The organism is Pseudonocardia sp. GCM10023141 (assembly GCF_042653605.1).
Map to the genome: position 1 here is coordinate 241,976 of NZ_JBHSIR010000067.1, position 13,095 is coordinate 255,070.

Here is a 13,095-nt window from a genome sequence, read left to right on the forward strand (position 1 = left end):
GGGTGCGCGCCTACCCGCGGCCCCCGGCTGATGTTCCTCATCGGAGCGGAAATACCGAGCCGCAACGACATGTGCGTGCAGCGCCTCGTCGGCTCTCCCGCCCCGCGCGACCTGCGCCGTTCGAGCTCAGGTCACCGGCGGTCGATGAACCGGCCCTGGGCTCCTGTGCGCGGAGAGAGGCGATCATCCTGTCCGGCCTGAACGACACCACGTCCGAGAGCATCACCCCCGAGGACTCGCTCCCCGCGAACCCCACTCCGGAAGCCCCGGAGAGCGCGACCGAGCTGGAGCCCGTCGAGGCCCACCCGCTGCAGGCGGGGGCCGACGTGAAGCCCGATTCCCCCACCTTCGCCGAGCTCGGGGTCCGTCCCGAGATCGTCAAGGCGCTCGCCGAGGCGGGCATCATCCGCACGTTCGCCATCCAGGAGCTGACGCTCCCGCTGGCGCTGGCAGGCGAGGACGTCATCGGCCAGGCCCGCACCGGCATGGGCAAGACGCTCGGTTTCGGCGTCCCCCTGCTGCAGCGCGTCACGCCGCCGTCCGAGCAGCCCGCCGCCACCGTCGAGGGCGAGGCCGCCGACCGCAGCCGCGACGTCCCGCAGGCGCTCGTCGTCGTCCCCACCCGCGAGCTGTGCGTCCAGGTCGCCAAGGACCTCGCCGACGCCGGCAGGCACCTGGGCATCCGCGTCACCGCCATCTACGGCGGACGCGCCTACGAGCCGCAGCTCGCGGCACTGCGCAAGGGCGTCGACGTGGTCGTCGGCACCCCGGGGCGCCTGCTCGACCTCGCCGAGCAGCGCCACCTCGTGCTCGGGCGCGTCAAGGCGCTCGTGCTCGACGAGGCCGACGAGATGCTCGACCTGGGCTTCCTCCCCGATGTCGAGCGGATCATGCGGATGCTGCCGGAGCAGCGCCACACGATGCTGTTCTCGGCCACCATGCCGGGCCCGATCATCGCGCTGTCGCGCGCGTTCCTGCGCCGTCCCACGCACATCCGTGCGGAGGAGGCCGACCAGGGCTCCACGCACGAGAACACCAAGCAGCTGGTCTACCGCGCCCACGCGATGGACAAGGTCGAGCTGCTCACCCGCGTGCTGCAGGCCAAGGACCGCGGGCTCACGATGATCTTCGCGCGCACCAAGCGCACCGTGCAGCGGGTGGCCGACGACCTCGCCGACCGTGGCTTCGCCGCCGCCGCCGTGCACGGTGACCTTGGCCAGGGCGCCCGCGAGCAGGCGCTGCGCGCGTTCCGCTCCGGCAAGGTCGACGTGCTGGTGGCCACCGACGTCGCCGCTCGCGGCATCGACGTCACCGACGTCACGCACGTCATCAACTACCAGTGCCCCGAGGACTCCAAGACCTACGTCCACCGGATCGGCCGCACCGGCCGCGCCGGCAAGACCGGAGTCGCGGTCACGCTGGTCGACTGGGACGAGCTGCACAAGTGGAAGACGATCAGCGACGACCTCGGGCTGAACATGCCCGAGGCGCCGGAGACGTACTCCACCTCGGATCACCTCTACACCGACCTCGAGATCCCGACCAACGCGAAGGGGCGCCTGCCGCACTCGCAGCGCACCCGCGCCGGGCTGGACGCCGAGTACGTCGACACCGAGGGCGACCACGGCGGCCGCAACAAGCGCGGCCCCAAGAAGGCGCGCGAGGAGGACGTCGTCGCGCCGGCCCGCAGGCCGCGCCAGGCCCGCTCCCGCACCCGCACGCGCAGTGGCGTCACGCTCGAGGGTGGCACCGACGGCGGCGGCGACGGCACCCCCGCCGCTGCGTCCGCCGGATCCGCCACCGCTGCAACCACCAGCGCTGTCGCAGCGTCTGCTGCCCCGTCCGCGGGGCCCGACTCCGCCGGGTCCGACGCCGGTGGTGCCGAGGGCACGGCCACGCGGCCGCGTCGCCGTCGCCGCCGGGGTGGCGCCCGCCGCCGCAGTGGTGAGGGTGGAGCCGACATCGAGGGTTCCGCGGGCCAGGACGTCGCCGCCCAGGACGTCGCCGCCAGCTGATCCCGTCGATGCCGACGCGCGTCGCGTCCAGTACCGGCACGGGACCGCGGCAGCGGATCCGTCCCGAGCGTCGCAGCCGCGGCGACGTCATCGTCGCCGTGGTGCTGACGCTCGGGCTGCTCGCTGCCGCGATCGTGCTGTGGCGCACGAGCGACGCCGCCGGCACCGAGTCGGTCACGGCCACCGCACCCTTCGCCGAGACCGCACCCGCGGGTGCGGTACCGGCCGGGTTCACCGAGGCGTGGCATGCGCCCAGCGCGGCCACGCCGGAGCTGCTCGTCGCCGGGTCCGGGGTGGTCACGGCCGACGGGTCGGCGGTCACCGGGCACGACGCCCGCACCGGCGCGACGCTGTGGAGCTACACGCGTGATGTGCCGCTGTGCACGGTCGGATCCGCGTTCCCGACACTCGACAACGGCCTCGGCCGGGTGCTGGCGCTCTACCAGGGCCACACCGGCTGGTGCAGCGAGCTCACCGAGCTGCACGCCGGCACCGGCGCGCGGGCCGCGGCCCGCAACCCCGACCTGCGCCCGGGCACCCAGCTGATCAGCAACAGCACGCTGGTGGCCGGCACCGGCGGCGACTACATCGAGGTGCTGCGCTACGACCTCGTCCTCACGCTCGAGTACGGCAACGTCCCCACGCCGGTGCAGAACGACAAGCAGCCGCGCACCGGCTGCGCGTACGGCTCCACCGCGATCGCCGATGGGCGCCTCGGCGTCATCGAGCGCTGCCCCGGCGAGGCCACCGACCGGCTCAGCGTCATCTCGCCGGAGGGCAAGGACGGGTCGGACAAGCCCCAGCAGCTGTTCTCGGTGCTCCTGCCCGCCGCCGGCGCCACGCTGGTCGCGGTGTCGGGAGACCGGGAAGTGGTGGCGCTGCCGAACCCGGCGCGCCTGATGGTGCTCGACAAGGACGGCCTCGCGATCACCACCTCGCCCCTCGACGTCCCGGCTGCCGACCTCACCCGAGAGCTGCCCGGCCGGGTCGCACCCGTGCAGGCCGCGGCCGGCACGCTGTTCTGGTGGACGGGCTCGGAGACCGTGGCCCTCAACGCTCTCGACCTCACCCCGATGTGGACCCTGCCGGCCACGCTCGGCCCGGCCGCGGCCTACGGCAGCAGCCTGCTCGTCCCGGTGCGCGGCGGGCTGGCCGACGTCGATCCCGAGCGGGGCACCGTCCGGCGCACGATCCCCGTCACCCGCGCCGACCCCGACGCCCCCGTCCGGATCGCAGCGGCGGGCGACGTCCTCGTGGAGAAGCGCGGCCCGGAGGTAGTAGCCCTCACCCCCACCCCCTGAGCGCACGTCGCATACCCAGCGCGGTCGTCGCATGGTGCGGGGCGCGTGCGACGACCCACGAGGGTGTGCGAGGAGAGTCGACTGGCGACCGGCGGTGGGCGCGAGGAAGCTGGAGCAGGTGAGCGCCGGAACCGAGCCTGCCGCCGAGACCACCGGCACCGCGTACTACTTCCCGCCCGGGAGCGTCACGCGCAAGGTGATCGGTGACCCGGCCGCCCTGATCGGTGGCCTCAGCGCCCTGTTCCTGCAGGCACTGCACCCGCGCGCGATGGCGGGGGTCGACCAGCACTCCGCGTTCCCGGCGGGCTTCTGGCCACGGCTGCAGCGCACGGCGGGCTACGTCACCACGCTGGCGTTCGCCGACACGGCCACCGCCGACGCCGCCGTGGCACGGGTCCGCGGCATCCACCGCTCCGTCAACGGGGTGGATCCCGTCACCGGCCGGGAGTACTCGGCGGAGGACCCCGAGCTGCTGCGCTGGGTGCACGTCTGCGAGGTCAGCTCGTTCGCGGCCGCGGTGCGCAGGCTCGGCCTCATCGACGACGCCGAGCAGGACACCTTCCTCGCCGAGCAGGTGCTGGCCGGCTCGCTGCTGGGTGCCACCGAGCTGCCCGCGAGCCGCGCCGAGGTCGACGCCTACTTCGCTGCCGTCCGTCCCGATCTGGTGGCGAGCCCCGTCGCCGTCCGCGCGGCCCGGCGGCTCGCGATGGCACCGCTGCCGCGGCGCCTGGAGCTGCTCACACCGGCCAGAGCCGGGTGGACGGGCGTGGCGACGGTCGCGCTGGGGTTGCTGCCGCCCTGGGCGAAGCAGCTCTACGGGTTGCCGCGGATCCCCGGCACCACCTGGGCCGCCGAGGCCGCCACCACCGCCGGGCTGTGGACGCTGCGGGGCACGCTGCTGGGCGTCAGACGAGCCACTCGGCGACCAGCACCACCGCGGTGACGGCGAGGACCCCGACCGCAGCTGCGGCCCCACGCGGGCCCTCGTGGCGGTCGGCGTAGACCTGCGCGAGCACCGCCACCACCGCGGCCGTCACGTGCGTGACCAGCGTCCCGACACCCGGTCCCGGTGAGCCGGCCCGGCCGCCGATCACCGCCGCGCCCACCACCACGAGCGCCAGCACCACGAGGCCCGCCGCGAGCAGACCCGAGAGCCCCCGCAGCCATCCCGCTCGTCGGCGCCTCACGGCGCGAGCAGCGCCCACGGCTCCCGCTCCGGTGCGGCGGCGCGGCCCTCCGGGCAGCTCCGGCGCAGGTCACAGCTGCCGCAACGGGCTGCGGGCCGGGCCGGGAACAGCGCGTCGGCCTCACCGCCCGCCGCGAGCGCATCGGCTGCGGCGCTCAGCTCGGCGGCCGTCTCCTCCGCGGCGGCGACGTGCGCGGCCAGCGACGCGCGGTCGTGGCGCCACGCCGTGACCGAACCCGTCGGGAGGTGGTGCAGTTCCACCTGGACGCAGGACCGGCGCAGGGTGCGCTCGGCGGCCACGGCGTAGAGCGCGAGCGCGCGGGACGTCTGTGCCTCGTCGGCGCGGGGGGACCGGCCGGTCTTGTAGTCGACGATCACGAGCTCGTCGCCGCGGCGGTCGATCCGGTCGGCGCGACCCTCGACGACGATCCGCTCGGTCGAGACCGTCACCCACTGTTCGAGAGCGACCGCGGCGTCATCCACGTCCGTGGGTGTTGCCGCGCCGTCCTCCACGTAGTCGCTGACCCAGCCCCTGGCCCGCTCGCGGTACGCGCGCGCCTGCGCGGCATCGCGGAAGCCCTCGCCGACCCAGTGCTTGTCGACGAGCGCGGCGGCGGCGCTCGGGGTGCGGCGCGCGGCGGGCAGCGCGAAGAGCGAGCGCAACGCCAGGTGCACGACGGCGCCGAGGGTGGCGTGGGCCCACGCCCCGCCACGGGCCGGAGCGGGCCGGTCGAGGTAGGTCATCCGGTAACGGCGTGGGCAGTCGGCCCAGTTCGCGAGCTTCGCGGGCGTCACCCGGACCAGCCGCGGGAGGTCGAAGTCCCACCCGAGTTGCGCGCCGGCCGTCACGCAGCCCACCGTAGCCGTGACGCGGCGTCAGCCGACGAGGACCTCCGCGCCGTCGGCGCCTGCCACGAGTTGCTCGAACACGGCGGGCGCGGTTGTCTCCTCGGCGATCGGCGTGGTCTTGTTGGTGCCGTGGTAGTCGCTCGAACCGGTGCCGACGATGCCCAGCTCGGCGATGATGCCGCGCAGCAGGTCACGGTCCTGCGGGCTGTGGTCGGGATGATCCACCTCGACTCCCGACAACCCCGCGGCGACGAGCGTCGCGATCATCGAGGGTTCCACGACCCGCCCGCGCTTGCGGGCCAGCGGGTGGGCGAACACGGTGACACCACCGGCCGCCCGCACCATGCCGATCGCCGTCTCGACGGGGGTGTCCGCCTTCGGGACGTAGTAAGGGCTGCCGTTGTAGAGCAGCTTCGCGAAGGCCTCGTTCACCGACTCGACGACGCCGGCGGCCACCAGCGCCCTCGCGAGGTGCGGCCGACCGGCGCTCGCACCGGGCGGCAACAGCGAGAACACCGCCTCCGCATCGACCGGGTACCCGTCGGCCGCCATCTTCTCGGTCATGCGCCGCAGCCGGTCGTCGCGTTCCCCCCGCAACCGCGCCTGCTCGACGACGATGGCCTCGTGCGTGGGGTCGAACAGGTAGCCGAGCAGGTGCACGGCCACGTCCCGGTCGCCGCGGCCGGTGGGGCTGACGCACGAGAACTCGGCACCGCGCACGAGCCGCATCCCGCGCGGCAGCGCCGCCGCGGCGGCCGTCCAGCCCGCGGTGGTGTCGTGATCGGTGATGGCGAGGACGTCCACACCGGCGGCAGCAGCGGCGGCGACGAGCTCACCCGGGCTGTCGGTACCGTCGGAGGCCGTGGAATGTGCGTGCAGGTCGATCCGTGCGGTGGCCACACACCACCCTATCTGGGGTTATCGACGCCAACGCGGGCGAGCCAGCAGGCCGGTGGCCCGTGTCTTGCCCTTCTCACCGAACACCAGCTCGGAGAGCGCCTCGTAGACCTCTTCCGGCCGCGGCATGTAGTCGATGCGGTTGAGCGCCTGGATCTGGCCTGCCGACTCGACGATCAGGGTGCCGTAGCCGAACATCCGCCCGCCGAGCGTGCGCTGGAACGTGAGGTCGGTGACCTTGCCCAGCGGCATCATCCCGACGTTGTGCACGATGATGCCCTGCGCGAGCATCACCCGCTTGTCGGTGATGACGATGCGTTCGATCCACCACAGGATGGTGAGCACCGTGAACCGCAGCACGGCCACCAGCGCCAGGTAGAAGGCGAGGTTGTCGACGAGCACGGCGGCGCTGCCCGTGGTCGGGATGTACCGCTGCCCCAGCACCACGATCAGCAGGAACAGCGCCGTCTGCGTGACGTGCTTCCACATGAACGCCCAGTGCTGGCGCACGCGGATGACCCGCCGCTCCGTGGGGAGCAGGTACTCGTCGATCTCCCGGGGCGCGAGCACGGACTAGACGAGGTGGGTGACGAAGCGGGTGACGTTCACCGCGACATCGCGGAGCATCCCGAGGATGTTCTGCAAGGAGTTGGCCGCGCCGTCCGGTTGTGCGACGACGAAGAAGATGAGCAACGCGATCACGAGAAGCCCAACGATCTTCTTCACGTTCACAACCGCCGTTCCTGGCTCGAAGGAGGATCGTTCCAGTTGATTTGTACCGCACCTGGAGGTCTCAGGGTATACGGCACGCGGGCCCGAATGGAGCGGCCCGATGACGCTTCGTGACGACGATGTCCCCTGTGTGGGGGGCCTTGCCTACGATCGTGCCGGTCGGCTGTTGCTCGTCCAGCGGCGCAACGATCCCGGCCGCGGGCTCTGGTCGGTGCCCGGCGGCCGCGTGGAGCTGGGCGAATCCGACGCCGAGGCACTCGTCCGGGAGATGGCGGAGGAGACCGGCCTGACGGTCGAACCCGGTGAGCTGATCGGACGGGTGAAGCGTGGCCACTACGCGATCGCCGACTACCGCTGCACCGTGCTCGGCGGCGACCTGCGCGCCGGCGACGACGCCGCCGACGCGCGCTGGTGCAGTGCAGCCGACCTCCGGCAGCTCCCGCTGGTGGATGAGCTGTTGGTCACGCTCGAGGGGTGGGGAGCGCTCCCCCGCTGATGCCGACCGCTGCGATCAGCTCTGGGTCGTGATCAGGTCTGGGGCACCGGACGGCCCGGTTGCTCCCCGCCGCGGGCGTCGCCGTAGGACTTCTTGGGGATCATGACCTTCCGGCGGAAGGTGCAGACCACCGTGCCGTCCTGCTTGTAGCCGCGCGTCTCGACGTAGACGACGCCGCGGTCGTCCTTCGACTTCGACGGCGTCTTGTCGAGCACCTCGGTCTCGCCGTAGATCGTGTCGCCGTGGAAGGTCGGCTTGGTGTGCTTGAGCGACTCGACCTCGAGGTTGGCGATGGCCTTGCCGGACACGTCCGGCACCGACATGCCCAGCAGCAGCGAGTAGATGTAGTTGCCGACCACCACGTTGCGCTTGAACTCCGTGGTCTCCTCGGCGAAGTTCGCGTCCATGTGCAGCGGGTGGTGGTTCATGGTCAGCAGGCAGAAAAGGTGGTCGTCGTACTCGGTGACCGTTTTGCCCGGCCAGTGCTTGTAGACGGCCCCGACCTCGAACTCCTCGTAGTACCGACCGAACTGCAACGCTGTCGCCTCCATCGCCGATAAGCCAGGTTGGTTGGGGGTAATCTAGCCCGTGGTCGATCGACGGGCCGCCCTCGCGGGAATGGCCTTGAGCACAGAACGGGAGGTGAGCGCGGTGCCGACGGCACCCGGTTGCAGTAGTCGCCGCGTTCTCGCCCTGGCGACCTGCTGAGGTCTCCCCGGTCGGGACGCGTGATCCACATTCGCGCGCCGAGCTCGCTGCGCTGCGCGCGTCCCGCACCCTCCACGGAGGTACCTCGTGCCGCCCTTGTCCTCATTCCGGCCGACCATCCGCGTCACCGGTACCCGGCCGTCCAAGAACGAGCCGCTGCTGCCGAAGCTGCGCGTGCCGCTGTCGGCCTACATCGTCGACTGCGCCGTGTACGTCGACGGCCTCCGCCTACCCGGTAGGTGGACCCACGATCGGGCGTTGGCCGAGGTCCGGCGCCGCGACAACGCGTTCGTCTGGATCGGCTTGCACGAGCCGGACGAGGAGCAGATCACCGGCATCGCCGACATCTTCGGGCTGCACGAGCTGGCCGTGGAGGACGCGGTGCACGCCCACCAGCGACCCAAGCTCGAGCGCTACGACGACATGCTGTTCATGGTGCTCAAGACGGTCTGCTACATCGGCAAGACCGCCCCGAAGGCCGAGAACGAGATCGTCGAGACCGGCGAGATCATGGCGTTCGTCGGCACCGACTTCGTGATCACCGTCCGCCACGGTGACCACTCGTCGCTGCGCGACGTGCGCGCGAAGCTCGAGGCCGATCCGGAGCAGCTCGCGCTGGGGCCCGCCGCGGTGCTCCACGCCATCGCCGACCACGTCGTGGACAGCTACCTCGCCGTCACCGAGGCCATCGAGGACGACATCGACGAGATCGAGCAGCTGGTCTTCAGCCCGCGCTCGGAGATGGACTCCGAGCAGATCTACGTCATGAAGCGCGAGGTGCTCGAACTGCGCAGGGCCGTGGTGCCGCTCGGGGCGCCGGTCCGCAAGCTCACGGAGGGGTACAGCTCGCTCGTACCCCACGAGGTGCGCTCGTACTTCCGCGACGTCGACGACCACCTCGTCACCGTCACGGAGCGGATCGCGGGGTTCAACGAACTGCTCACCACGCTCGTCGACGCGGTCCTCGCGAAGATCACGATGCGGCAGAACAACGACATGCGCAAGATCACCGCGTACGCCGGGCTGATCTCGATCCCCACCATGATCGCCGGGATCTACGGGATGAACTTCGAGTTCATGCCGGAGCTGCACTGGTCGTTCGGGTACCCGATGGTGTGGATCGTCATCGTCCTGATCTGCGGTGGGGTGTTCCGCAAGCTCCGCAAGTCCCGCTGGCTCTGACGGATCGACGGCATGACGCGTGTCACGCCGTCGTGCCGTCGCTGTCACGGGAACCGGTGACGGCGGCGACTGGGGCGTCCCCGATCCGGACGACACGCTCATGGGGTGCGAAATCCACTCACCAGAGCACTCGTCGTCCTCGCGGTGACGGCCGTCGCGGTCACGTCGTGCGCCGGACAGCCGCAGCCGCAAGCCGCATCGCCACCTCCCGCCTGGGAGGCGTGCGGTGCCGGCCTCGACTGCGCGACGGTGCAGGTCCCGGTCGATCCGGCGCAACCGGAGGGCCGGTCGGTGGGCATCGCGCTGGTGCGACACCGAGCCACCGACCCGGCCCGGCGCCTCGGGGTGCTGCTCTACAACCCCGGTGGACCGGGCGCCCCGACCACCGAGTTCATCCAGACCCTCGGCGTCTCCAGGATCGCCTCGGATGCGGTGGCCGCACGCTACGACGTGGTCGGGATGGATCCGCGCGGCGTCGGTCGCAGCGAGCCGGTGCGTTGCCTGTCCGACGCGGAGCGCGAGCAGAACCTCGCCGCCGATCTCGACCCGACGCTCTCCGGTGGGCTGCCGCAACCGGAGGTCGTCGCCGCTGCCCGCACGCTCGCGCAGGGATGCGCGGCGGGCGTCGCCCCGGACCTGCTCGGCCACCTCTCGACCGACGTCGTCGCCGCGGACATCGACCGGGTGCGCGCGGCACTGGGCGAGGAACGGATCAGCTTCTTCGGGCAGTCCTACGGCACGCTGCTCGGGGCGACCTACGCCACGCTGTTCCCGCAGCGGGTCGATCGGATGGTGCTCGACGCGCCCGTCGATCCCGCGCGCTGGCGCGCTGACCCGCTCGGCGCCACCGTCGAGCAGGCCCTGGGCGGCGAGGAGTTGCTCGACCTCTGGTTCGCGTCCTGCACAGCCGCCGGGCCGGCCTGCCCGTTCGGGGCGGGTGACCCGGCGGCGGCGTTCGACGCGCTCGTCGTCGCGTTGGAGCGCAACCCGATCACGGTTGCCCCGACGGGCCCCGCGCCCGGTGGCAGGCTCGACGGGGCCGGCGTGCTCATCGCCGCCCGGACCGCGGTGTTCGACCGCATGCTGTGGCCGGTACTGACGGCCGGTCTCGTCGCTGCGCAGCGCGGCGACGGCGCCCTGCTCCTGGCGCTCGCCACCGCGCCGAACCGGACGCCGGACGGCTCGCCGTCGGGGCTGGTCGAGGCGAACGCGGCCGTCAACTGCCTCGACCGTGCGGTGCCCACCGACCTCGGCGCGCACGACCGCAACGCGGCCGAGATCAAGGCGAAGGTGCACCGGTTCGGGTCGATCTCGGGCTACCTCCTGCTGCCGTGCGCGTTCTGGCCCGTCCACGGTTCCGCCGCCGCCCCGCCGACCGCCGCGGGTGCTCCCCCGATCCTGGTGATCGGTGGCAGGTCGGACTCCCAGACGCCGTACCCGTGGGCGGTGACGATGGCGGCGGGCATCCCGTCGGCCACGCTGCTGACCAGGGAGGGAGTGGGGCACGGCTCCTACCGGTCCTCGGGTCCGTGCATCGACCAGCGCGTCGATGCCTACCTGCTCAGCGCCGCCCTGCCGGACCCCGGGGCGACGTGCCAGCAGGAGCCACCCGCCAGTGCCGCGCTTCCGCCGCACTAGCCTGGCGCGATGAGCGCCGGGCGGATCAATCCGCTGCGCAGGCTGCGACGTCCGGAGTGGGCACAGCAGCGCCCCACCTGGGGCGCGGCGAAACCCGCTCTCATCGACGCCGCGCTCGATCGGGCAATCGCCCGCGATCCGGGCGGCTGGTTCGTGCTCGCCGGCGGCCGCGAGATCCGGCCCGGCCGGGCATTCGGCCGGATCGTCGCCGGCCGCGAGGTCGTGGCGTGGCGCGACGCGGGAGGTGGGCTGCACGCCGGCCCCGGTGCCTGCCCGCATCTCGGGGCCGCGCTGTGCGATGCCCCGGTGCGTGACGGCCGGCTGGTGTGCCGGTGGCACGGGCTCGCTCTCGACGGGCGGGCCCGTCCGGGCTGGGCGCCCTTCCCCGTCCACGACGACGGCGTGCTCGCCTGGGTGCGGCTCGACGACGTCGGCGAGACACCCACCGCGGCGCCGGTGCTCGGCCCCCGGCCCACCGGTGCGACCCTCGACGCGGTGGCCACGGTGATCGGCCGCTGCGAGCCGCGCGACGTGCTCGCCAACCGCCTCGACCCGTGGCACGGGGTGTGGCTGCACCCGTACTCGTTCGCCTCGCTGCGGGTGCTCACCGCGCCCTCGCCTGCGGCGGACCGATTTCTCGTCGAAGTGACCTTTGCCGTGAGCCGAAGGCTCGGCGTCCCCGTCCGCGCCGAGTTCACGTGTCCGGACGCCCGCACCATCACCATGGAGATCGTCGACGGTGAGGGTGCGGGCTCGGTCATCGAGACGCATGCGACGCCGCTGCGCCCCGGTACCGACGGGCGGCCGCGCACGGCCGTCATCGAGGCCGTCGTCGCGCACTCGGACCGTCCCGGGTTCGGCCACGCCCGCCACGTCGCCGCCGCGCTGCGCCCGCTGATCGCGAGCGGTGCGCGGCGGCTGTGGCGCGACGACATCGCCTACGCCGAGCGGCGCTACGCGCTGCGCTCGCGCGGCTGATCCGCCCCGCCGCGCCCGCGCGGCTGATCCGCCCCTCCGCGCCCGCGCGGCTGATCCGCCCCTCCGCGCCCGCGCGGCTGATGCGCACTGCCCAGGACGACAGCGACGCCGAGCAATGCGGCGCCGACGATGCCGGTGGCCCCGAGCCGGTCCCCGAGCAGCAGTGCGGCGAGCACGGCGGCGGTGAGCGGCTCGAGCAGTGCCAGCAGCGCGCCGACGCGGGCGGGTGCGGTGCGCAGTCCCCGGAAGAACGCGGAGTACGCCAGCGCCGTCGGCACGATGCCGAGCGCGAGCAGGAGCGCCACCGAAGCCGGGGAGACCGCGAACCCGAGCCCCGCCGGGGACGCGATCAGCCCGACGGGCACCAGCAGCGCGCCGCCGAGCACGAACGCGACCCCGGTGCAGGTGGGTGCGTCGAGCCCGGGAACGGGACGGGCCGAGACGAGCGTCATCGCGGCGAACCCGGCACCGGAGACGACGGCCAACAACGCGCCGGCGACCACGTTGCCGGCACCATCGGACGGCAGCCCCACGAGCAGGGCGAGGCCGGCGAGGGCGAGCCCGACCGCGAGGACCGAGCGAACCCCTGGCCGTCCGCGCCCCGTCAGCCGTTCGGCGAGGAGGACGAGCACGGGCGCCGACCCGATCGTCACCAGCGTCGCGGTGCTGACCGTCGTCAGGGTGACGACGGCGAAGTAGCAGCCCTGGAACAGCGCGGCCAGCGCGCCGATGACGGCGACGCGCCGCCATGCCGCGGCGGTGGCCGGGACCCTGCGACCGGTGGCGAGCAGGTAACCGCAGATCAGGAGGCCACCGACCCCCAACCGGAACGTGGCGACGGCGATGGAGGACATGCCGGACTGCTCGGCGAGCAGCCGTCCGAACAGGCCGCCGGTGCCCCAGAGGAGGCCGGCGACGACGAGGAAGGGCACGCCCGAGAGCGGGCGCGCGGCAGTGCGGGACGGAGAGAGGGACATGGTTGTGCTGCGCTCCTGCGACAGGGGGAAAGGGGTCGCGAAGCGGGGCCGTGCCGGATGATCACCTGGGGCGCACAGAGGCGCCGGGCCCCGCTAGGAGGCGGGCGGCGGGGTGATCGGGAAGAGGCTGTGCACG

The 13,095-nt window shown here is 72.9% G+C and carries 14 protein-coding genes; 7 read left to right on the forward strand and 7 right to left on the reverse strand.

The genetic code is table 11. The features are described 5' to 3' along the window. Nucleotides 1-182: 182 nt before the first annotated feature. The 3 genes from ACFPFQ_RS38930 (at nucleotide 183) to ACFPFQ_RS38940 (ending at nucleotide 4,259) form a co-directional block, all read left to right on the forward strand. On the forward strand, nucleotides 183-2,015 hold the full coding sequence (locus tag ACFPFQ_RS38930; protein WP_379628288.1) for a DEAD/DEAH box helicase: 1,833 nt from the start codon (nucleotides 183-185) through the stop codon (nucleotides 2,013-2,015). A gap of 8 nt (nucleotides 2,016-2,023) precedes the next feature. Continuing rightward, the gene (locus ACFPFQ_RS38935) at nucleotides 2,024-3,316 is read left to right on the forward strand and encodes a hypothetical protein (RefSeq protein WP_379628116.1); all 1,293 of its coding nucleotides are present in this window, start codon (nucleotides 2,024-2,026) and stop codon (nucleotides 3,314-3,316) included. Between the two features lie 118 nt (nucleotides 3,317-3,434). Beyond that, complete coding sequence (locus tag ACFPFQ_RS38940; RefSeq protein WP_379628118.1) at nucleotides 3,435-4,259, forward strand: oxygenase MpaB family protein; 825 nt, start codon at nucleotides 3,435-3,437, stop codon at nucleotides 4,257-4,259. Here ACFPFQ_RS38940 and ACFPFQ_RS38945 read toward each other — a convergent pair. Genes ACFPFQ_RS38945 through ACFPFQ_RS38965 form a run of 5 tightly spaced genes read right to left on the reverse strand, consistent with a single transcriptional unit; the run spans nucleotide 4,222 to nucleotide 6,974 of the window. Next, a complete protein-coding gene (locus ACFPFQ_RS38945; protein ID WP_379628120.1) occupies nucleotides 4,222-4,503 on the reverse strand; it encodes a hypothetical protein in 282 nt (93 codons plus the stop codon). The genes ACFPFQ_RS38940 and ACFPFQ_RS38945 overlap by 38 nt on opposite strands. Further along, entirely contained in the window at nucleotides 4,500-5,351 is an 852-nt protein-coding gene (locus ACFPFQ_RS38950; RefSeq protein ID WP_379628122.1) for a RecB family exonuclease, read from the reverse strand. Before ACFPFQ_RS38950 ends, ACFPFQ_RS38945 begins: the two co-directional genes overlap by 4 nt. A 27-nt stretch (nucleotides 5,352-5,378) precedes the next feature. After that, on the reverse strand, nucleotides 5,379-6,251 hold the full coding sequence (locus tag ACFPFQ_RS38955; RefSeq protein ID WP_379628124.1) for a PHP domain-containing protein: 873 nt from the start codon (nucleotides 6,249-6,251) through the stop codon (nucleotides 5,379-5,381). Between the two features lie 18 nt (nucleotides 6,252-6,269). Beyond that, on the reverse strand, nucleotides 6,270-6,818 hold the full coding sequence (locus tag ACFPFQ_RS38960) for a PH domain-containing protein (protein ID WP_379628126.1): 549 nt from the start codon (nucleotides 6,816-6,818) through the stop codon (nucleotides 6,270-6,272). Nucleotides 6,819-6,821: 3 nt separating this feature from the next. Then, complete coding sequence (locus ACFPFQ_RS38965) at nucleotides 6,822-6,974, reverse strand: hypothetical protein (protein ID WP_379628128.1); 153 nt, start codon at nucleotides 6,972-6,974, stop codon at nucleotides 6,822-6,824. A gap of 106 nt (nucleotides 6,975-7,080) precedes the next feature. Here ACFPFQ_RS38965 and ACFPFQ_RS38970 point away from each other — a divergent pair, with 106 nt between their 5' ends. Next, nucleotides 7,081-7,476, forward strand: a complete 396-nt coding sequence (locus ACFPFQ_RS38970) for an NUDIX hydrolase (RefSeq protein WP_379628129.1) — start codon at nucleotides 7,081-7,083, stop codon at nucleotides 7,474-7,476. A 32-nt stretch (nucleotides 7,477-7,508) separates the two neighbouring features. Here the strand turns inward: ACFPFQ_RS38970 and ACFPFQ_RS38975 are convergent, their stop codons facing one another. Further along, nucleotides 7,509-8,012 carry a MaoC family dehydratase gene (locus ACFPFQ_RS38975; RefSeq protein ID WP_379628290.1) on the reverse strand — a complete coding sequence of 168 codons (504 nt, stop codon included), beginning with the start codon at nucleotides 8,010-8,012 and terminating at the stop codon, nucleotides 7,509-7,511. A 289-nt stretch (nucleotides 8,013-8,301) separates the two neighbouring features. Here ACFPFQ_RS38975 and corA point away from each other — a divergent pair, with 289 nt between their 5' ends. The 3 genes from corA to ACFPFQ_RS38990 all read left to right on the forward strand — a co-directional run bounded on the left by corA (nucleotide 8,302) and on the right by ACFPFQ_RS38990 (nucleotide 11,982). Continuing rightward, complete coding sequence (gene corA, locus ACFPFQ_RS38980; RefSeq protein WP_379628291.1) at nucleotides 8,302-9,366, forward strand: magnesium/cobalt transporter CorA; 1,065 nt, start codon at nucleotides 8,302-8,304, stop codon at nucleotides 9,364-9,366. A 105-nt stretch (nucleotides 9,367-9,471) separates the two neighbouring features. Next, on the forward strand, nucleotides 9,472-11,004 hold the full coding sequence (locus ACFPFQ_RS38985; RefSeq protein ID WP_379628131.1) for an alpha/beta hydrolase: 1,533 nt from the start codon (nucleotides 9,472-9,474) through the stop codon (nucleotides 11,002-11,004). A 9-nt stretch (nucleotides 11,005-11,013) separates the two neighbouring features. Further along, on the forward strand, nucleotides 11,014-11,982 hold the full coding sequence (locus tag ACFPFQ_RS38990) for a DUF5914 domain-containing protein (RefSeq protein WP_379628133.1): 969 nt from the start codon (nucleotides 11,014-11,016) through the stop codon (nucleotides 11,980-11,982). Here ACFPFQ_RS38990 and ACFPFQ_RS38995 read toward each other — a convergent pair. Continuing rightward, nucleotides 11,958-12,959: a DMT family transporter gene (locus tag ACFPFQ_RS38995; RefSeq protein ID WP_379628135.1), complete on the reverse strand. Its 1,002-nt coding sequence runs from the start codon at nucleotides 12,957-12,959 to the stop codon at nucleotides 11,958-11,960. The genes ACFPFQ_RS38990 and ACFPFQ_RS38995 overlap by 25 nt on opposite strands. Between the last annotated feature and the right edge of the window lie 136 nt (nucleotides 12,960-13,095).